At 30.3% G+C, this 21,514-nt stretch carries 19 protein-coding genes and 1 other RNA gene; 8 read left to right on the top strand and 12 right to left on the bottom strand.

Annotated elements, in window-relative coordinates; translation table 11 throughout:
• Positions 1-11: 11 nt before the first annotated feature.
• Positions 12-1,637 (bottom strand): ABC-F family ATP-binding cassette domain-containing protein, encoded by a 1,626-nt coding sequence (locus GN138_RS00435; RefSeq protein ID WP_157361348.1) that lies wholly within the window; start codon positions 1,635-1,637, stop codon positions 12-14.
• A 342-nt stretch (positions 1,638-1,979) separates the two neighbouring features.
• Between GN138_RS00435 and GN138_RS00430 the strand changes: the two genes are divergently transcribed.
• Positions 1,980-3,440 carry a TlpA family protein disulfide reductase gene (locus GN138_RS00430; protein WP_157361347.1) on the top strand — a complete coding sequence of 487 codons (1,461 nt, stop codon included), beginning with the start codon at positions 1,980-1,982 and terminating at the stop codon, positions 3,438-3,440.
• Between the two features lie 26 nt (positions 3,441-3,466).
• Here the strand turns inward: GN138_RS00430 and fsa are convergent, their stop codons facing one another.
• The 5 genes from fsa to ffs all read right to left on the bottom strand — a co-directional run bounded on the left by fsa (position 3,467) and on the right by ffs (position 6,185).
• Positions 3,467-4,120 carry a fructose-6-phosphate aldolase gene (gene fsa / locus GN138_RS00425; protein ID WP_157361346.1) on the bottom strand — a complete coding sequence of 218 codons (654 nt, stop codon included), beginning with the start codon at positions 4,118-4,120 and terminating at the stop codon, positions 3,467-3,469.
• Between the two features lie 100 nt (positions 4,121-4,220).
• Positions 4,221-4,589 (bottom strand): hypothetical protein, encoded by a 369-nt coding sequence (locus GN138_RS00420; RefSeq protein WP_157361345.1) that lies wholly within the window; start codon positions 4,587-4,589, stop codon positions 4,221-4,223.
• A gap of 95 nt (positions 4,590-4,684) precedes the next feature.
• On the bottom strand, positions 4,685-5,119 hold the full coding sequence (locus GN138_RS00415) for a hypothetical protein (RefSeq protein WP_157361344.1): 435 nt from the start codon (positions 5,117-5,119) through the stop codon (positions 4,685-4,687).
• A 29-nt stretch (positions 5,120-5,148) separates the two neighbouring features.
• Positions 5,149-5,952, bottom strand: a complete 804-nt coding sequence (locus tag GN138_RS00410) for an SDR family oxidoreductase (RefSeq protein ID WP_157361343.1) — start codon at positions 5,950-5,952, stop codon at positions 5,149-5,151.
• Between the two features lie 134 nt (positions 5,953-6,086).
• An RNA gene (ffs, locus tag GN138_RS00405) (signal recognition particle sRNA small type) lies at positions 6,087-6,185 on the bottom strand.
• A gap of 99 nt (positions 6,186-6,284) precedes the next feature.
• On the opposite strand from ffs, the gene GN138_RS00400 reads away from it, so the two are divergent.
• From GN138_RS00400 to GN138_RS00380, 5 genes are all read left to right on the top strand, one after another.
• Positions 6,285-7,313, top strand: coding sequence for a glutaminyl-peptide cyclotransferase (locus GN138_RS00400; protein WP_157361342.1), 1,029 nt, complete (start codon positions 6,285-6,287; stop codon positions 7,311-7,313).
• Between the two features lie 29 nt (positions 7,314-7,342).
• Entirely contained in the window at positions 7,343-7,729 is a 387-nt protein-coding gene (locus GN138_RS00395) for an acyl-CoA thioesterase (RefSeq protein ID WP_157361341.1), read from the top strand.
• Positions 7,730-7,869: 140 nt separating this feature from the next.
• The gene (locus GN138_RS00390) at positions 7,870-8,640 is read left to right on the top strand and encodes a hypothetical protein (protein ID WP_157361340.1); all 771 of its coding nucleotides are present in this window, start codon (positions 7,870-7,872) and stop codon (positions 8,638-8,640) included.
• Positions 8,641-8,712: 72 nt separating this feature from the next.
• Positions 8,713-10,284, top strand: coding sequence for a hypothetical protein (locus GN138_RS00385; RefSeq protein ID WP_157361339.1), 1,572 nt, complete (start codon positions 8,713-8,715; stop codon positions 10,282-10,284).
• 274 nt (positions 10,285-10,558) lie between these two features.
• A complete protein-coding gene (locus GN138_RS00380; protein WP_157361338.1) occupies positions 10,559-11,008 on the top strand; it encodes a hypothetical protein in 450 nt (149 codons plus the stop codon).
• 96 nt (positions 11,009-11,104) lie between these two features.
• On the opposite strand, the gene GN138_RS00375 is transcribed toward GN138_RS00380, so the two are convergent.
• A complete protein-coding gene (locus tag GN138_RS00375; protein WP_157361337.1) occupies positions 11,105-12,379 on the bottom strand; it encodes a serine hydroxymethyltransferase in 1,275 nt (424 codons plus the stop codon).
• Between the two features lie 110 nt (positions 12,380-12,489).
• On the opposite strand from GN138_RS00375, the gene fahA reads away from it, so the two are divergent.
• Positions 12,490-13,785: a fumarylacetoacetase gene (fahA, locus tag GN138_RS00370; protein WP_157362619.1), complete on the top strand. Its 1,296-nt coding sequence runs from the start codon at positions 12,490-12,492 to the stop codon at positions 13,783-13,785.
• Between the two features lie 274 nt (positions 13,786-14,059).
• On the opposite strand, the gene GN138_RS00365 is transcribed toward fahA, so the two are convergent.
• Positions 14,060-15,754 (bottom strand): RluA family pseudouridine synthase, encoded by a 1,695-nt coding sequence (locus tag GN138_RS00365; RefSeq protein WP_231743008.1) that lies wholly within the window; start codon positions 15,752-15,754, stop codon positions 14,060-14,062.
• Between the two features lie 122 nt (positions 15,755-15,876).
• On the opposite strand from GN138_RS00365, the gene GN138_RS00360 reads away from it, so the two are divergent.
• Positions 15,877-17,061: a hypothetical protein gene (locus GN138_RS00360; protein WP_157361336.1), complete on the top strand. Its 1,185-nt coding sequence runs from the start codon at positions 15,877-15,879 to the stop codon at positions 17,059-17,061.
• 54 nt (positions 17,062-17,115) lie between these two features.
• Here the strand turns inward: GN138_RS00360 and GN138_RS00355 are convergent, their stop codons facing one another.
• Genes GN138_RS00355 through GN138_RS00340 form a run of 4 tightly spaced genes read right to left on the bottom strand, consistent with a single transcriptional unit; the run spans position 17,116 to position 21,363 of the window.
• Positions 17,116-17,637 (bottom strand): hypothetical protein, encoded by a 522-nt coding sequence (locus GN138_RS00355; protein WP_157361335.1) that lies wholly within the window; start codon positions 17,635-17,637, stop codon positions 17,116-17,118.
• Between the two features lie 3 nt (positions 17,638-17,640).
• Complete coding sequence (gene ytxJ / locus GN138_RS00350; RefSeq protein ID WP_157361334.1) at positions 17,641-18,030, bottom strand: bacillithiol system redox-active protein YtxJ; 390 nt, start codon at positions 18,028-18,030, stop codon at positions 17,641-17,643.
• Positions 18,031-18,072: 42 nt separating this feature from the next.
• A complete protein-coding gene (locus GN138_RS00345) occupies positions 18,073-18,483 on the bottom strand; it encodes a response regulator (protein WP_157361333.1) in 411 nt (136 codons plus the stop codon).
• Between the two features lie 3 nt (positions 18,484-18,486).
• Positions 18,487-21,363 (bottom strand): PAS domain-containing sensor histidine kinase, encoded by a 2,877-nt coding sequence (locus tag GN138_RS00340; RefSeq protein ID WP_197429294.1) that lies wholly within the window; start codon positions 21,361-21,363, stop codon positions 18,487-18,489.
• Positions 21,364-21,514 lie beyond the last annotated feature (151 nt).

Here is a 21,514-nt window from a genome sequence, read left to right as displayed (position 1 = left end):
ATGACAACATATTACAAGCTCTTGCCATACATTTTTTCGCGTTGTTCTTTAATCTTTTTATCACTCATGTACTCATCAAAAGTCATATAGCGGTCAATAACACCGTTGGGTGTAAGTTCAATTATTCTGTTACCCACAGTTTGTGCAAACTCGTGATCGTGCGTTGTTAACAAAATAGTACCTTTAAAATTCTTTAAAGAATTATTAAATGCAGTAATACTTTCTAAGTCTAAATGGTTTGTTGGTTCATCTAACATTAAGACGTTAGCTCTGGTCATCATCATTCTACTTAACATACAACGGACTTTTTCTCCTCCAGATAAAACATCTGAAGTTTTTAATGCTTCTTCTCCACTAAAAATCATTTTACCAAGAAAACCTCTAATATGTACTTCTTCTCGTTCTTCTTCTGTTGTTGCCCACTGACGTAACCAATCTACTAGAGTCAATTTGTTATTAAAAAATTCACTGTTATCTAATGGTAGATAAGATTGTGTTGTGGTAACACCCCAAGCAAACTTACCTGAATCGGCTTGTTCTTTACCATTAAGAATTTGATAAAACGCTGTTGTTGCTCTAGAATCTTTAGAATACATCACAACTTTATCACCTTTGTTTAAGTTAATATCAATGTTTTTAAATAAAACTTCTCCTTCTAAGCTTGCGCTTAAACCTTCAACATTTAGTATTTGATCACCAGCCTCGCGATCACGTTCAAAAATAATGGCAGGATAACGACGACTAGAACGTTTTATATCTGCTATATTTAATTTATCTATCATTTTCTTTCTACTCGTTGCTTGTTTTGATTTTGCAACGTTTGCAGAAAAACGACGAATAAATTCTTCTAACTCTTTTTTCTTTTCTTCTGCTTTTTTGTTCTGCTGAGCATGTTGTCTTGCTGCTAATTGAGAAGACTCGTACCAGAATGTATAATTACCAGAAAAGTGGTTTATTTTTCCGAAATCTATATCTGAAATATGTGTACATACCGAATCTAAAAAGTGTCTATCGTGAGATACTACAATAACACAATTGTCATAATTAGCTAAAAAGTTTTCTAACCAAGTAATAGTTTCGTAATCTAAATCATTGGTAGGCTCATCCATAATTAATAAATCAGGATTTCCAAATAGTGCTTGTGCTAACAACACTCTTACTTTTTGTTTACCATCTAAATCTTTCATTAAAGAATAATGCAAGTCTTCTTTAATTCCTAAATTAGATAACATTGCCGCTGCATCACTATCTGCATTCCATCCATTCATTTCTTCAAACCGAACTTGAAGCTCTCCTATCTTCTCTGCATTCTCATCTGTATAATCCGCGTAAAGGGCGTCAATTTCTGTTTTAAGTTTATATAATGGTTTATTACCCTTTAAAATGGTCTCTAAAACGGTATCTTCATCATGTAAATTATGGTTTTGTTCTAAGACAGACATACGTTTTCCTGGCTCTAAATGTACGCTACCAGAGGTTGGGTCCATTTTGCCAGCAATAATTTTTAAAAACGTAGATTTTCCGGCACCATTAGCGCCTATAATTCCATAACAATTACCATTATTAAATGTTGTATTTACTTCATCAAAAAGTACACGTTTTCCAAATTGAACCGAAAGGTTAGAAACTGATAACATAATTTTAAACTTTTTTCTTGTTAACCTTAATTTACTTAAGGTGTTTTTTTTGAGATTGCAAAAGTAGAAAATTAAACGCAAACTCAACTAAATATCGAGACGTGGAATATTAAATATTACCTAAAACATTGTAATCCTATACGTTTAGCTAAGATATTGAGGTGTAAATCCTAAAAAACACATCCTACAAATGCTTATTTTGCCCAGCAAACAACACGTAAATCGTTAAAATTTAATTAATTAACACATTAAGCTAAACTAACCCTTAATTTTTAACGAGGTATTAACAACAGATCAGCTAAGCAACGTATATTTTTGTTACACAAACTTATACAATAATATATGCTTAATCGATATACTGTAATTGCTCTTACTTTACTGTCTGTTACTTTTGGATGCCAATTTAAAGGTAATAATACTAATGAGTATGCTTATATTGGTGGTGAAATTATAAACCCTAAGAATAAAAGTATAGTACTATTTAATACTAAGGGCAAAATTGTAGATTCTATTACTTTAGATGACAATAATAGATTTATTCATAAAATAGACAACCTTCAACCTGGTTTGCATTCTATTACACATGGAGGTGAATACCAGATGATATTACTAGAACCAGATGATAGCATAATGATAAGATTAAATACTTATGATTTTGATGAATCTTTAGTATTTACAGGTAAAGGGGCTAAAAAGAATAATTACCTGCTAAAAACCTATTTATCTAGTGAAAAAGAAGCTAAGAAATTGGTAGAATATTCTAAGATGGAACCTGAAGATTTTCATGAATTTGTTGAAAATAGACGATTGAAACAATTGGAAGATTTTCATGAATTTTTACTAAAGAATAAAGAATCTGAATTTTTTAAGTCTATTGTAGAAGCCAATATTAACTATAACACCTACGCTGATAAAGAGATTTATCCTTTTGCTTATTTCGGTAATAACAAAATGATACATATTAAGGATTTACCAGAAACATTCTTTAACCATAGAAAAAATATTGATTATAACGCCAATCACTTAAGTCATTTTTTTGCTTATAATCGATTTCTGTTTTCTAACATTGATAACTTAGCTATTAAAGATTATTACGAAAACAATCCGTACCATAGTAAATTTAATAGACATGCAATGTGCTATAATAAAAACAAGCTAGACTTAATTGATAGTATAATAAGCGATACTGCTATTAAAAATAATTTACTAAAATATAAAGCTAGAGAATATATTAGTAATAACCATACTGAGGATGAAGCTAATGAATTACTTAATCATTATTTAGCAAAAAGTACTAATGAAGACGATAAATCTTATATGAAAGAGTTAGTATCTTCCTTAAAACTCTTAAGACAAGGTAATCCTTTGCCAAATATTGAATTGGTTAATTACAACGACACACATCATTTTATAGATTCTATAATAACCAAGCCAACCATTATATATTTTTGGTCTTCTAATTCTAAATCTCAATATAGAAATAGTCATTACATGGTAGAAAAGTTAAAGTCTAAGTATCCGGAAATGGACTTTATCTCTATAAACGTAAATGATAATGACGATAAATTTTGGAAAAACATAATAAATAATTACAACTTTCCAACGATTAATGAGTTTAAGTTTAAGAACTCTAAAACAGCCAGAAAAACGTTAGCAGTTAACTATCTTAACAAGTCTATAATTGTTGATGAGGATGGCATTATACTGCATCCTAATGTAAATATCTTTAGGTCAGATTTTGATGAAACCCTAAAGACTTTACTACAAAAAAAGCACCTTATTGTAAAACAAGATGCTCTTTAATTAGTCTTAAACGTTTATATATAAACTTAATTTCCCTTGTTATAATCTGCTAAAAACTTAGCTAAACCAGCGTCAGTTAAAGGATGCTTTAACAAGCCTGTTATAGAACTTAAAGGCCCTGTCATTACATCTGCACCTAATTTAGCACAATCAATAACATGCATGGTATGACGAACGGAAGCTGCTAAAATTTCAGTTTCAAAAGTATAGTTATCATAGATATGTCTAATTTCTGCAATAAGATTTAATCCATCCGTAGAAATATCATCTAAACGCCCAATAAAAGGAGACACATAAGTAGCTCCTGCTTTTGCAGCCAATAAAGCCTGACCAGGAGAAAATACTAACGTTACATTTGTTTTAATACCTCTATCTGAGAAATACTTACAAGCCTTTACTCCATCTTTGATCATAGGTAATTTAATTACAATCTGATCATGTAATTCTGCCAAAGCTTCACCTTCTCTTACCATACCTTCAAAATCTGTAGAGATCACTTCTGCAGAAACATCGCCTTCTACAATATTACAGATGTCTACATAATGTTTTAATATATTATTGGTACCAGTAATACCTTCTTTTGCCATTAATGATGGGTTTGTAGTAACACCATCTAAAATACCCATATCTTGAGCTTCTTTAATCTGCTCTAAGTTTGCTGTATCGATAAAAAATTTCATGAAAATTTATTTTGAATTGTTGTGTTTTTAGTTGCCGCTAAAGTACGATTTTCAATTATTTTAAATGTATATTTTTATAGATTTAATTATCTATAATACATCAATTGATTAGAATAGTAAATTCTTTAGAAGTTGAATGGGAACACAAATTATCTTCCCACTCTTGAGAATCTTCATCATAATACTCAGGCGGATCTACATACAATTGAATTGTAAATGTAAAACTCCCTGAGGTTTCTGGCACGCCTTCTATAGACAGGGTTCTATAATCCGTATACAAATCTAAACCGTCTGGGAGATTTCCATAAACATCAAAATAATAGTCGTAGTAATTATCGTTAGGTTCATTTTTAATTTCTGCTGTTATGTCGTCTTGATAGTAATAACCAATATTTCCTACCGTAAAGGATTTGTTTGGAATCTCAGGTCTTTTATTAATAATACAGTCTACAATAGTATCGCAACTCAAGGATAGCAAACAAACTAATAGAATTGAAATTTTTAATGATTTAATGATTGATGATTTGTGCGTAAGGTCACAAATAATGTACCAATGCTATCTTATTAAGGAATAGATTTCCTTTTATTCAAACTCATTAAAGTATAATAAACTAAAAATAACGATGCTATTATGAAAGGAACACTTGTAATAAATGAAATTGGATATAAACCATCGTAGCTCCAATTTCCTGAGGTAAGTATATAAACGGAAATCCATAATACTATAACACCAACTAAATTAAGTGTATTCTTAAATATTTTACGTGAAACAAAAAAGCTAACAATTAAAATAATTTTACCAATGAAAGAAATTAAACCAACCAGCTCTAATCTATCTTGATAGTTACCACTTAAATTAAAAATTATTTCGTTGTTAAATAAAGATTGTACACTTAAATAATCTAAAACCAGTAAAATGCCTATACCATGTCCTACTCCTATTATTATAAAGCAATGAATAAGAATTGTATAAATTTTAATCTTTTTTAAGTCTTTCACAAATCCTTATCAACTTTTAGATGTTTAACTTATAACTTATAATGATTCATCAACATTTTCTCATAAACCGTATCTGGAAGAATTCGTTTTAAAACAATTGAGAATTTCTGTAAAAAAGCACCAACCTTATAATGGATTTTAGGGTTCTTTGATTCAATGATTTTATAAATAGCCTCTGCCATTTGTTTAGGGTCACTACCGCTATCAACGTGTTCGTCCATCATACGCAACGTTTTTCCGTAGGTTTCCTTGTATGGTGAATTTTCTAAAGCTGGTGCATGGTAACGACCTGCTGCGATATTAGTAGCAAAATCACCTGGTGCTACATTGGTCATGTTAATATTAAAAGCTTTTAATTCCATTCTAAAAGCTTCGGTAATTAACTCTAAAGCACCTTTACTTGCGCTGTAAACGCCTCTATACGGTAATCCCATATAACCAGCTATTGAGGTAACGTTAATTATTAAACCAGAATTTTGTTGACGCATTGATGGTAAAACAGCCTTTATAACATTGATTGGACCAAAAAAATTGGTTTCAAAATTACGTTTTATTTCAGCTTCAGGAATTTCTTCAATAGGACCTGTAATTCCTGCACCTGCATTATTAAGAAGGATATCTATTTTAGATTCTTTAGATAAAACATCAAAAATACATTTAGAAATAGTTTCAGGTTTAGTCACATCTAAAGCCACAATTGGGAATTTACTATTAGGATAATTATCAGGATTTCTGCTTGTGCCATAAACTATAAAACCTTTGGTTTGCAAAAACTCACCAACCGATTTTCCTATTCCAGATGATCCTCCTGTTATTAATACAACTTTAGACATACCTTATTATATATTATAATTTCGAAAATACAAATTACTTAATTAGTAGAATTTTACTTGCGCTTTATTTTTTGCTTTTAAACAAAAAAATCCTGATTAGCCATAGCTTTCAAGATTTGAATTTATTGCATAAAAAAAGGCAAGCTACCTACATCACACCGCTACAACCGTTTACCTTTGCTGCGTTCCCGCCCTGGAGGATTCAACAGGAGCTGGTTGTGTAGGACTTGCCGGCTGCAAAGATACAACCTTTTCAAACTTTCACAATAATTAATTAGAGATTTTTAAACTGAATTTAATTTAATAACTTGCTAAAAAATCAAATCAAACCTATGCACCTTTCTAAATATTTAATAATCTTATCATTAGCTTTAATTTTAACCAACTGTGGCGGAAATAATACTTCAAAAAATTCTAGTTTATCTATAAAAATTAATGAACAATCGTTAATGTTAGGTGATACACTTCAATTATCTATAAATAACCCAAAGAAGTTAGATATCTCTGGTGTTACTTATGAAATGAATGGAAAATCAATAAAAGACAATACCATACTTAACGACGTAACACTTGGTAAAAAGACTATTACAGCAACCGTAAATGTTGAAGGAAATACAGAAACACTTTCTAAATCGGTTGTAGTATTTAATAATGTAATACCAACTATTTACACTTTTGAAATTATAAACACCTACCCTCACGATATTACTTCTTATACCCAAGGTTTAGAGTTTTATAATGGTGAATTATACGAAAGTACAGGGCAAAGAAAAGAATCTAAACTTAGAAAGGTAAATTTTGAAACTGGTGAAATTTTAAAAAACATAGATTTAGAAGATCAATATTTTGGCGAAGGATTAACCATACTTAATGATAAGATCTACCAACTAACATGGCAATCTAAAAGAGGGTTTGTTTACGATGTAAGCACCTTTGAAAAACTAAGCAGCTTTAATTATGGTGCCAGTAAAGAAGGTTGGGGAATTTGTAACAATGATAAAATACTCTATAAATCTGATGGTACAGAAAAAATCTACCTTTTAGACCCTGAAACATTAATAGAACAAAACCATATTGAGGTTTATACACAAAAAGGAAAAATACCTAGTCTAAATGAATTAGAGTGGATCGATGGAAAGATATTTGCAAATATCTACCAAAGAAATGGTGTTGCCATTATTAACCCAAAAACAGGTGGTGTTGAAGGTGTTATTAATTTTGAATCTTTACGAAAATTAGTAACACAACATGCAGAATTAGATGTACTAAACGGAATTGCTTACCATCCAGAACGCAAAACTATTTTTGTTACTGGTAAAAACTGGGATAAACTTTTTGAAGTAAAAATTTTAGCTCAGTAATTCTTAGCCTTTAGTAAGAAAAATTAAGGATGTACATATTTGAGAAAACAATTACCGTTAAACAAGATGATATTGATGATCTTAACCATGTAAATAATGTTCGTTATGTGCAATGGGTTCAAGATATTGCCAAAGAGCATTGGCTCGCTTTTGCAACAAAAGAAATTTTAGAGGCTTACTCTTGGTTTTTAGTCAATCATTATATTGAGTATAAAAGTCAGGCATTGCTTGGTGATACTTTACATCTTAAAACATACGTGTCAGAAGTTGAAGGTGTATCAACGATTCGGCATGTCGAAATCATCAATGCAAAGACCAACAAATTAATTGTAAAGTCTAAAGCAAAATGGTGTCTTATAGATAATAAAACGCAGCGACCTACAAGGATTATTACAGAGATTAGAAAACTCTTTTAATTTCAATTTTCAATCTACTTATAACACATTTTGTAAATACCTCTAACGTAAACTTAACATTTATTTAGGTTAAAGTTTATTTAATGAGATATTGATTATCAATTGAATCGCTTTTCTTTAGAGCATCAATCAAAATCAATATGAAAAAAACTACACTACTCCTCTTGGTGTTATGCTTACCGTTTATGCATAATGCTCAAACTCTAAATGGAAAAATTTACGATGCAAAAGGCATTGTTAAAAACATCAAAATTTACAATAAAACACAAAATCGATTAACCTTAAGCAATGCAAATGGAGATTTTAGCATACAAGCAGAAATAAACGATAGTATTTCATTTGAATCTTTATTTTATCATAGCAAAACAGTTATTTTAAAAGACTTTCACTTTAATGGTGTAGCTGTTTTTGAATTAGACGAAATCTTAAACCAACTCGATGAAGTTGAAATTTTAACAGAACCAGAACAACCTGTTTTTAAGGAAGAAACCTATAATAATGACCTTCAAAACATTATTAAAGAAGACATTAAAAACAATCCGCATTTATACAAACCAGCTGGCGCTAATGGTGCTGTAGATATCTTAGCAGTTATTGGGTTGGTTGCTAAACTATTTAAAAATAAGGATAAATACGTCGCTCCTATTTATCAACCCATTTCTTATACCCAAATGGATTCTTTATTTAATAAAAGTGATTTTTTTAATAAAGACTTAATGATCAAAGATTTAAATATACCTGAAGATAAAACCTATCTTTTTTACGATTTCTGCGAAGCAAAGCAGATAAGCTCTGAGTTATTAAAAGACGTAAATAAAATGATGTTGCTAGAGGAGTTAGTGTTAAATAGTCAACTATTTTTAATATTATTAGAACAGTATGGTGAAGAACCTATAAAAAGCAAAGATTAATTTATACCAAAACTATAATAAATCATAACTTCAAAAGTTATATTTTTAAGCCTTAATTATATAAACCACTTTATGAAGCGATTGCTCTCATTTATACTTTGTTTCGGAATCTTATTATTTTGGAGTTCTTGTCGTGATGATTTTGAATTTTCTCCAAGCACAGGAAACTTAGAATTTGCACAAGACACCATTTATTTAGATACTGTTTTTACTGATATTGGATCAAGTACATATAGCTTAAAAGTCTATAATCGTAGTGATGATGATATTGTAATTCCGACAGTACAGTTAGAAAACGGTATTAATTCATTTTATAGAATGAATGTTGATGGCCAAACAGGTTTAGAAGGCGAACAAGAAGGTAAGTTTTTTGAAGATGTAGAGTTACTAGCAAATGATAGTTTATTTATTTTTATTGAAACCACTATTGATATTTCTACACTTAGCAGTTTAGAGAATCAATTTTTATATACAGATAAAATTCTTTTTGATTCAGGAAGCAATCAGCAAGACATTGATGTGGTTACCCTTGTAAAAGATGCCGTTTTTATATATCCTGCAAGAGATGAAGATACTAACATTATAGAAACCCTAACTTTTGATGTAGATGGCGACGGAACACCAGATGAGACTACATTACAAGGACGTTTTCTTAGCGATGAAGAACTCACTTTTACTAATGAAAAACCTTATGTTATTTATGGTTATGCAGGTGTTGGCACTGGTAAAACTTTAACCATGGAAGCAGGTGTACGTGTACATTTTCATGCAGATTCTGGTATAATTGTAACCGATGGTGCTACTTTAAATATTAATGGCGACATCAGTTCTGATCTAGATACTTTAGAAAACGAAGTGATTTTAGAAGGTGATAGATTAGAACCACTATACGAAGATATTCCTGGTCAATGGGGAACAATTTGGCTATATAATGGAAGCGAAAATAATACCATAAATTATGCTACCATTAAAAATGGAACTATAGGTGTTTTAGCTGAAGGTAACCAGAATGATGTAAATGATAAACTAACTATAACAAATTCTCAGATTTATAACTTTAGTAGTTTTGGGGTTTTAGGACGTGCAACATCAATAAATGCAGAAAATTTAGTTACTAACAATTGCGGACAATCTTCAGTTGCAGCAACTTTTGGTGGAAAATACAATTTTACACACTGTACCATTGCCAATTATTGGAATAGTAGTTTTAGGGATTATCCTGCATTACTTTTAAATGATTATGTCGTAGACGACGATAATACTGTATTTACAAACGATTTAATAGAAGCTAATTTTAATAACTGTATAATATATGGTAATGACAATCCAGAATTCACAATAGAAAGTGCTGGAAGTGTCTTTAATTTCAAATTTAATAATTGCTTATTAAGGTTTAATAATAGTACACTATCTGGTACAGATTTATATGATTTTGATGATGATTCATTCTACGAAAACAATGTTTTTAATGAAGACCCAGATTTTGAAGATGCCTTTGAAAACCTAATGCGTATAGGTGAAAATTCTGGAGCAATTAATATTAATACCACAACATTTGGTGTAGATAATGATATTCTTGGCAACTCTAGAACTTCAAATTCAATTGATGCTGGAGCATATATTTTTACCACTTTTGAAGATTAATTAAGTTATTTTGAAATCTAAACTAAATTACTCGAAATTCGCTATAGAGATTATTAAAAATCTATGGCTTACATTTAATTGTTTGGCCTTAATTCCTTTTGTTCTTGTTATCATAGAAAAAATAAGAAGACCTTCTTTTAAAAATTTAACAACAGGCCAACTAATTATTATTGGTATTATTTTGCTAGTTTCTTTTAGTTTAAATTTTTTACTAATCTATAAAACAAAATCTTCTAAAAAAGTTAGTACTTCTGCAAAAGAATAAGTTTAAAATATGTTTCAAAAATTAACAATTTCATTAGTTTTTATTTTTGGTGTTTTTCAAACGGTTAATAAACCTCTGTGCACATGTGTTTTTAATTACCAAAAAGCGTTCAAACATTACACCACTGTTTTTAGTGCAAAAATTACATCGGTAAAAGACGCTACAAACCAAAATTATAATAAAGAAGCGATATTAGAAATAATTAAAACCTATAAAGGAGAACCAGAAACAATTATATTGTCTACAATTAAAGGCTGTAGCACACCTTTACTTAAACCTAATAAAGAATGGTTATTTTTTACGTCCAAAGAAAATGGAATCCAAGTATTAGAATCTTGTAACCCTTCAATAAAACTATCTCCTAATAAATATGAATTAAAAAATTCTGATAAACTAAAAAAATGGCAACAAAAAACAGATAAAAATATTAAACTAATTGACTCTTTATCATTACTTTAAAAAAGCCTTTCAATGCAATTTTGAAAGGCTTTTTTTATTATTTAAATATATAACACATTCTATCAAATGAAACACGTTATATCTATTTAGTAATACCTAAACATTAAAAAGAGGACGTCCTCCCATTAGTTTATTCACTTTTTCAGCAATACCTTCTAATACCGTATCATTTTCGTAATTCTTAAGTACTTCATCAATTAAATCTACAACATAAGACATATCCGTTTCCTTTAATCCTCTTGTAGTAATTGCTGCTGTACCTACTCTAATACCAGAAGTTACAAAAGGAGATTCTGTATCAAAAGGTACCATGTTTTTATTTACTGTAATATCTGCTTTTACTAAGGCGTTTTCAGCATCTTTACCTGTAATATTTTTATTTCTTAGGTCAATTAACATCATATGGTTATCCGTTCCTCCAGATATTAAGTTATAATCTTTAGCTACAAACGCCTTAGCCATAGCATCAGCATTGTGCTTCACTTGTAACATATAATGTAAAAACTCATCAGTTAAAGCTTCTCCAAAAGCAATCGCTTTAGCAGCAATAATATGTTCTAAGGGTCCACCTTGGTTTCCTGGGAAAACACCAGAATCTAATAAACCAGACATTTTACGAAGTTTACCACTCTTTAAAGTAATACCAAATGGGTTATCAATATTTTCACCCATCATAATCATTCCACCTCTTGGGCCTCGTAATGTTTTGTGTGTTGTAGTTGTTACAATATGACAATGCGGCATTGGATCGTTTAAAATACCTTTTGCAATTAAACCTGCAGGATGCGAAATATCAGCTAATAAAACAGCGCCAACACTATCAGCAACTTCTCTAAACTTAGCAAAATCAATATCTCTAGAGTATGCAGAAGCACCAGCAATTATTAATTTTGGTTGCTCTTTTTTAGCTTGGTCAGCTAACATATCGTAATCAATATAACCCGTATCTTTTTTTACTCCATAAAATGTAGGACGATATAATTTACCCGAAAAATTAACAGGAGAACCATGCGTTAAGTGTCCACCATGAGACAAATCAAATCCTAATATAGTATCGCCTGGTTTTAAACACGCATGAAAAACAGCCGTGTTTGCCTGACTACCAGAGTGAGGTTGTACGTTTGCATATGCAGCTCCAAACAATGTCTTTGCTCTTTCTATCGCAATATTTTCAACCTCATCTACTACTTCACAACCTCCATAATAACGCTTCCCAGGATAACCTTCAGCATATTTGTTAGTTAATACAGAACCTGCAGCTTCCATCACTTGGTCGCTAACAAAATTCTCAGAGGCTATTAATTCTATTCCATCAACCTGGCGTTCCTTTTCAGCGTTAATGAGTTCAAAAATTTGTTCGTCGCGTTGCATATATAATGTATTTATTAAATCGACACAAAAATAGTGAATACATTAGTTTAAATATCAAAAATTATGTAGGTTTGAATGAAATTAATGAACATTTAATCAACAATAGTAATATGCCTTTATCAGCCAATAATCCAGACAGAACCTCTTGGTTACATGTCGGTAAATCTTCAGACTTCCCAATTCAGAACATTCCTTTTGGTGTTTTCTTAACCAGAGACGACATTATTACAATTGGAACTAGAATTGGAGATACTGCAATTGACCTTGGTGCATTACATCAATTGGGCTATTTTGAAGGTATTCCGTTAACCGACGACATTTTTTTACAAGATACCTTAAATGATTTTATTGCTGATGGTAGAAAAACGTGGCGTTTAGTTAGAAATAGAATTGCAGAAATTTTTGATGCCGAAAATGATACCTTAAAAAATAATGTTCCTCATAAAGAAACCATTTTATTTCGTTTGGATGAAATTGAAATGCAATTACCAATACAAGTTGGTGATTACACAGACTTCTACGCAAGTAAAGAACATGCAACCAATGTAGGTGCTATGTTTAGAGACCCAGACAATGCATTGTTACCAAATTGGGTACATATGCCAGTTGGATATCATGGTAGAAGTTCTTCTATTATACCTTCGGGAATTCCTATTCATCGTCCACAAGGTCAAACCTTACCAGAGGGTGCCGACAAACCTGTATTTGGACCTTCTAAATTGGTAGATTTTGAATTAGAAATGGCGTTTATCACTACTGATGCTAATGATTTAGGAGAACCAATCCCAATTGAAGAAGCTGAAGAATATATCTTTGGTTTAGTATTATTTAATGACTGGTCTGCACGTGATATTCAGAAATGGGAATATGTGCCTCTTGGACCATTCTTAGGAAAAAACTTTGCCTCTGCTATGTCGCCTTGGATTGTAACACTAGATGCTTTAGAACCTTTTAGAACAGAAAGCCCAAAACAAAACCCGAAGCCTCTTGAGTATCTTCAAACTAAAGGAAAAAAGAGCTTTGATATTAATTTAGAAGTAGGAATTCAGCCTAAAGGCGCTAAAGAAACAACGGTTTCTAAATCTAATTTTAAATATATGTACTGGAACATGTCTCAGCAATTAGCACACCATACTATAAATGGCTGTCCGGTGAATTCAGGAGATATGATGGGCAGTGGAACCATTTCTGGTCCAACACCAGATTCTTACGGTTCAATGTTAGAACTAAGCTGGAAAGGCACTAAACCAGTTAAATTAAAAGATGGTACCGAACGTAAATTCATTAATGACCACGATACTGTTATTATGAGAGGTTATTGTGAAAAAGATGATATTAGAATTGGTTTTGGTTCTGTAAAAACAAAATTATTACCTGTTTTTGATTCTAAGAAAAAGAAGAAGTAAGCAGTGTTCAGTGTTCAGTGTTCAGTGTTCAGTGTTCAGTGTTCAGTGTTCAGTGTTCAGTGTTCAGTGTTCAGTGTTCAGTGTTCAGTGTTCAGTAATCTAAAAAATATAGAAGGAAGATTAGAGTAAAATAACTTTAATCTTCTTTTTTTATTAAACATATTTCAACTAACTAAAACTCTAAACTTTTTACTAATCACAAGTCACGTTTAACTTTACACTTTAAACTTATTACTTTCTACTTTACAATTTTTATTCTCAACTGAGACTAAGACTAAAACGAAGCCTCACAACTAAAACTAACCCACTCTTTCTTTACAGGATGCTCAAAACTCAAACTCTCGGCATGAAGGTGTAATCGGTTTGAAATTCTTCCGTATAAATCATCGCCAACTATTGGCATATTTAGTCCTTTATGATGCGCAGCATGTATACGCAACTGATGTGTTCTACCAGAGATTGGATAAAAATGAATCCTTGTTTTATTATCTACGACCTCAACAACTTCAAATTTTGTTGTGGCTTTTTTACCGTGTTCGTAACAAACCAATTGCCTTGGTCTGTTGTTTAAATCTACTCTTAATGGTAAATCAATAAGGCCTTGTTCAACATTTAAAACTCCATCTAACAAAGCCACATAGCACTTTTTTACAGTGCGTTCTATAAACTGTTTTTGTAGCTTTTTGTGTGTTCTTTCATTTTTAGCTACCAATAATAATCCTGAAGTGGACATATCTAAACGATGCAACAATAAAGGACCTGTTGCATTTGGTAAATACGCTTGCATTCTTGTTAAAACAGAATCTTTAATAGTTTTACCTGGCACTGATAGAAACTCATGTGGTTTGTTTACCAGTAGTAAATAATCGTCTTCATAGATTATCTCAAGTTCGCCATTAAACACACCAGCCAATTCAATAGGATTTGGTTCTACGTCTAAACCTTGCATCATGTGTCCTAAAATAGGTTCGCATCGTCCTCTGCAAGATGGATAAAACTGACCATGTTTTCTAACTTCTTTAGTTGGCGCAATTCCCCAATAAAATTCGGCCATTGCAATAGGCTTTAAATTATTTTGATATGCATACTGAAACAACTTAGGCGCAGCACATTCGCCAGCAGCTGAAGGTGGTTTTCCTAAGTCTGTATTATTAAATATTGTGATTAAATCTTTGGTTTCGCCTTTAGCATTTAAAAATTTATAATGCTCGTGAATTTCTTTTTGCAAACGAGCCGACAATGTTTTTCGTTCTAATTTTAAAGCTTCAATTGGGTTTTGTAATTGGGCTAAATTCTTTTCTGCTTTGTTCAGCGCATCTTCCAGATGTAGTTTTAAATATTTTAAATCTATATTACTCTGAATACTTTGTTGTTTTAATTCTTCAAAAAAAAATGCTTTTTCAGTATCTGTAAGATTTAGCTCTGCTTCTACTCTTCGTTGTTTTCTTTTTTGCTTTTCGGTTTTTGCATTGGCTTTAAAATCTTGAAGTTTTTGAATCTTTTCAAGCTTTAATTTTTTTAATTTTTCTAAGGCTTTTTCAATTTCAGGATTTAGTTCTAGTTCTTCAATTCTAGCCGTTAAATCATTTAAATATGCTTCATTTTGTTTGTAAAAACCTTCTGTATTCAAAGTATCATAAACAGGCGGAACAAAGCCTTTTAAATGATTGCTTTCTGCTAATTTTCCCGAAAATGCAGCTAGGAATCCTAATTGTTCATCAAAAGTTTCAACTAACATTACACCAAACATTTTCCCTAGTTTTAAACCTTTCTTTGATTTGTCTAATCCAAAATTATGTTCAAAATCTTGCTGAGCAGATAAGTATGATTTTACTTCATCTGCAGCTTTAATACAAAGCGGATGTGGTGTATAATAAAACGGAAATGTAAACTGTTCCGGAAGTTTTTCCGAATGTATTTCTAAAGGATGAAAACAACCGTTTTCCGTATTAAACATAGTACTTTCCATTGATTTGCAAAGAAACGAAATAACCTTTAAACTATTCAACATTTAAACTTTAAAACCCACTAAAAATAAGTTTGGCATCATAATTGGATTTACCTATTACATAACCAATAAAACCTAACATTATGAAAAGATTTTTACTTTTAACAGTCCTTGTTTCAGTACTAATATCTTGTAGTGCTAAAAAACAAATTGAAACCGCAATTAGCCATGGTAATTACGACCAAGCTATTTCTGAAGCGTTAAGAAAACTTGAAAACAATAAAGACAAAAACCGAAAGCAAGATTATATTGTAATGCTTGAGGAAGCGTACTATAAAGTTTTAGAAAAAGATTTAAATGCTATTGCGCATCTTAAAAAAGATGGTAACCCAGAACAATACAAAACCATTTATAACATTTATATAGATTTAGAAAAAAGACAAAACGCAATTAAACGTGTAATGCCTTTGCAGATAAATGGTAGAACCCTGGATTTAGAATTTAACGATTACAGCTCAGAAATTGTAGATTACAGATACAAAACCTCTGAATATTTAATTGGCCAAGGAATTTCATTATTAGATTCTGGCGATAAATATAATGCAAGACAAGCACATGGTATTTTCAGTTATATTGAAGAAATTAATCCTAATTTTGAAGAAAACAGAAGCTTAATTACAGAAGCACATGAAGCTGGTATGGATTATGTACATGTTTCTGTACAGAATCAAACACAACAGTTTATTCTACAACAATTAGAAGCGAATTTAATTGATTTTAATACCTATGGTTTAAATGATTTCTGGACAACATATCACGCTAATACTAGTGAATCTATAGATTACGATTTTGCTATGCAATTGCAATTAAAGCAAATAAACATTTCGCCAGAGCGTATTAACGAAACACAACTTTTAAGACAAAAGCAAATTGTTGATGGTTGGGAATACCAATTAGATAGAAACGGAAATGTGAAAAAAGACAGTTTAGGTAACGATATTAAGATTGATAAGATTATTAATGTTAAAGCACGTTTTACGGAAGTTTTACAAACGAAATCTGCACAAGTAATTGCTGATGTAATTTATACAGATTTAAAACATAATCAAATTATAGATGCCTTTGAAATAGATAGCGGATTTGTTTTTGAAAATGTATTTGGAACTTATAGAGGCGATAAAAGAGCGTTACATAAAAACGATATTTCACTTATAAACCAAAGACAAATGCGTTTCCCTACAGACGAACAAATGGTCTATGATACAGGTGAAGATTTAAAACTAAAGCTTAAGGATATCATCGGTTCTTATGCGTTTAGAAGAAGTTGAAATATCAAAACTTAGTATATAAAAACTCTTACTTAGGTAGGAGTTTTTTGTTTTCTAGGATTTCTTTTTGCCAACCTTAAAAGACTTTTTAAATCGTTTTTGCTTTTTACTCGGAGCAGATGCTAATATATCTTTTTCTCTTTTAAATTTTTTTAAAGCTTCAATTAAATCCGATTTTACCAATCTTTCTAACACGTCTTTTCGTTTTACAAAACTATAATAACTCCCAATTAATAAAAACAGACTTCCAGCAATCTCAATGGCACCATTAGAAATTAGGGGAAATTGCGTGAATAAATTAACACCTACTAAAGCTTCTGTATAAAAGAATTTATATAAACCAATGACTAAACAAACAATACCTAATGTAGATAATGTATAGATACTTGAATTAATTTGTTTATTTCTTTTTTTAACTAAAGTTGCTAGGTACAAGTCACTTAAAAGCGGGTTTTCTTTTTGTTTTTCTTGGGCAAGAAATTCCAAAAACACGTCATCTAAACCAGAAAAATGAATACCATAACTACGTTTTTCTAAATCTTTTTTGGTAATCTTAAATCTATTATATAAACTCAAGACTTAACTATATTTTTCTAAGTCTATTTCGTTAATACTTCCGTGGCTAGCGGTTGTAACAACTACACCATTCTTTATTACCAATAGTTGAGGAGACTGATGCATTACCTGAAATTTATAACCCACTTCATTAGACACGTCTCTGTAACTCAATAAATCTAGATAATATAAATCTGCATTTAAATCTAAATTATAGGCTGCTACAAACTGATTCATTACCATTCTACTAATACCACATCTGGTAGAGTGCTTAAAAATTATTTGAGTTTTTAAATTAGATTTTTCAGCAATATCTTCTAATTGAGACACATTATTTAAAGGTTGCCATGCTAAAATCTTTTCTTCTTTAGATGCTCTATCATTACCTCCAAACATTTTATTAAATAATCCCATTTATTGTTTTTTATTGGTAAGTCGTTAAAAAAATTAAAACTTTCAATTATCACTATACAAATTAGTAATGATTGCTCTTAATTCTCCAGGTTTTATTGGTTTTATAATATAATCTGATATTTCACTAATATTTTTTGCCTTCTCTATATCTACTGGGTCTACAGAAGAAGAAACCATGTAAATTGTTATCTTTTTACCTACTTTAGGTTTTATTTTTATATACTCTTCCATAAACTCAAAACCATCCATTATAGGCATATTAATATCTAAGAAAATAACGTCTGGTAATTCTAGCTCATTATTTAAGTTATTAATTAAAAAATCAAAAGCTTCCTCGCCATCTGCAAATGCTTTTATGTTTTTATCAAAGTCTAATGCTTCTAATGTTTTTACTACTGTAAATTTGTAAATTTCATCATCATCTACAATACAAATATTTAGTACGTTTCTCATTATTTAGTTAAAGTTTATTATAAATTTGGTGCCTTGGTCAACAATACTTTCTGCTTTAATACTGCCTCCCATCGATTCTATTTGCATTTTTGTCATAAAAAGGCCAACACCTTTAGCATCTGGATGTCTATGAAACACTTTATTTAGCCCAAATAACTTTTTTCCATGCCTCTTTAAATTAATTCCCAACCCATTATCTGTTATTTCTAATTTAATTTTACCATCAATAGTGTAAGATTTTACATGTATTTCTGGCGTTCTATCATTAGATTTATACTTTATTGAATTTTCTAACAAGTTAAGAAAAATACTTTCAATGTAGGTTTTATTGAAGAATATTTCATCTATTGCACTAAAGTCTGATGTTATTCTTGCATTAGATTCTATAATCTGAGGAGCTAATTTAGCCTCTGCATGCTTAAATGCTGAAGTTAAACTAATATTTTGTTTCTCAACAACTTTGTTCTTGATTTTTAAGGCATCTATTAAGTTATTCAACGTATTGGTAAGATGAATTACTACTTTTTCAAATTTCTCAAAAACCATAGCTTTTTCACCCTCTTCTGTAGACATTTGGTACATGTCTATAAGAGAATTAAGATTACTAACAGGTGCTCTTAAATTATGCGATGTTATCTGAGCAAAATCCGCCAATTGCACGTTTTGGTTGGTTAATTTTAACGCGGTTAATTCTAAATTTTTATTAGATTTCAAAATCTTATCTTCATATTCTTTTTCATTGGTAATATCCCTAATTGCAATTGAAATTAGTAAACCATCTTCTGTCTGCAATGGACTTAAACTAATATTTATAGGAAATTCTCTTCCATCTTTGTTTACACCAATTAACTCCTTTACCTCACTTAAACGTAATTCTTCTGGATTATCTATAAATTGTTTTTGAATCGCTTCTAAATTAGCTTGAACAGATTTTGGAACTAATACCGATATTGGTTGCCCTAACAACTCTGTAGAAGAATAGCCAAATATACGCTCTGCTTGCTTATTACTTAAATGAACAATAGAATCTTTATTGATAATTACCATAGCATCTGGTGCAGACTCTAATAATCCTCTAAATTTAATCTCTGCAGTTCGTTGATGTGTTATATCCTGAAATGTTCCTATAATTTCTATAATTTCTCCAGAACTATCTTTAAATAATTTACTTAATACCTGTATTATTTTTACTTTACCTTTGGCTGTAATTATTCTATAAATAATATCCTGATTAAATTTATTATCCATAAACTTACTCTCAAAATGTTTTGAGACCATTTCAAAATCATCTGGATGCGTAATCTCAAAAAATGTTTCTGGTGTAACATTTGCAGTTGCTTCATCCATATCTACTATTTTATAGAGGTTTGAAGACCATTTTACAGAATTAGCTTTCACATTCCATTGCCAATGTCCTGTTACGTTCATTTCTTCTGCAAAATTTAATAATTGATTTTGTTTTTTTAGTGCATTTTCTGACTTCTTAAGAACTGTGATATCCTGAAAAACACCGTATAGTCTGATACATTCTCCATTTACAAATTCGGCTTGCCCTATATCTCTTATCCACTTTTCTTCGCCATCCATATCCATAATCTCTAATTCTAAATCAAAGGGCTCTCCAGTTTTTATTAATCGTTGTATAGCATTTACAATTTGTGTTCTACTAACTTCAGTATTATAAAAATGTAAACTCTTTTTAGAATAAACTTCATAATCTTCAGGTAGTTTTAAAATTTCTTTAGAAATATCACTAAAAAACATTTTATCTGTTTTCATATCAACTTCCCAAGCGCCTATGCGAGCAACTTTAGTTGTACTCTCTAAAATTTGTTCTACTCTAAGTTTAGCAATTTCATCGTTTTTTAGTTTTGTTATATCCCGAGAGTACATTAACAATCCTCCAATTTCATTCTCAGAAAGATACCAAGGTCTTACATCCCAAGACAGCCATTGTACAGTTCCATCTTTTCGTATAAAAGGTGCCTCATCACATATATCTATTTCTCCTTTTAAACATTTTTGGTGTAGTGCTTTCCAATCGTCTGTTATTTCTGGAAAAATGTCATAATGAGATTTACCTATAATATGCTTATCAGTAATTTTATAATCTTCTTTCCACTTTTCTGAAGCTGCAATATATTTCATGTCATTATCTAACATGGCCATAGAACTAGGAGATTGTTCTATAAAAATTCTATTATATTTTTCCTTTGCTAATAAACTAGATTTTAAGTCTGTTAATACTTTATTTGAACTTAATAAATTATCAAATACAGGAATTAAGATGATGAAAAAGCCACCCAAAACAAATAAGCCAAACAAAATAGCAACAATAACAATTACCTTTTTTAAATCATCTAATCTTGTTTTTATAACATTTTGTTGATGAATTAAAAGTGTATTCATAGCATGAAGATAAGTTGCTTCTGCCTCATGAAATTTGTTATCAATATTGGGTAAATTTTGTTGTCCTTTAACTAATGCATTAGAAATTGTATTTATTTTTTCAATACTAGAGTTACTTATTGAAAAAATAGAATCTATGTAAAAACGATTTTTAGAACTACTATTTTCATTCTCGAGTACAATTTTTTTATAAATAGACTTATGGCTACTAATAAAACCATTACTGTAAGATTTAAAATCTTCTAGTCTCTTATAATCTGAAGCATTAGAGTAATTATCAGAAATAAAATGTATTTTATTAACTACATTACGGCAGGTTAACATTTGTAACTCCAGCGCCTCTGTAAAATTTACAATTCTTTTTTGCTCCTCAACATAACTTTGAAATATGGCAATGACAATAATTACACAAACTACTATTGTAGCTATAAATAAGAAATAACGCTTCTCAATTTTTTTCTGAATTTCCATCATTTAAATGAAATAAAATATGGTTAGGGTCTATATTATTTCAATTCGAAATACTAAAAAAGGAAAATTTAATGACAATTTATATAAATAATTAATATTTATTTCTATTTTATTTTCGGTATAAATAATAATAAATCAGTTAAATAGCACC

The sequence above is a fragment of the Winogradskyella endarachnes genome (genome assembly GCF_009741275.1).
Taxonomy (GTDB): Bacteria; Bacteroidota; Bacteroidia; order Flavobacteriales; family Flavobacteriaceae; genus Winogradskyella; species Winogradskyella endarachnes.
Note: the sequence above shows the minus strand (reverse complement) of the source record. Positions and strands in the feature narration are given on the sequence as shown.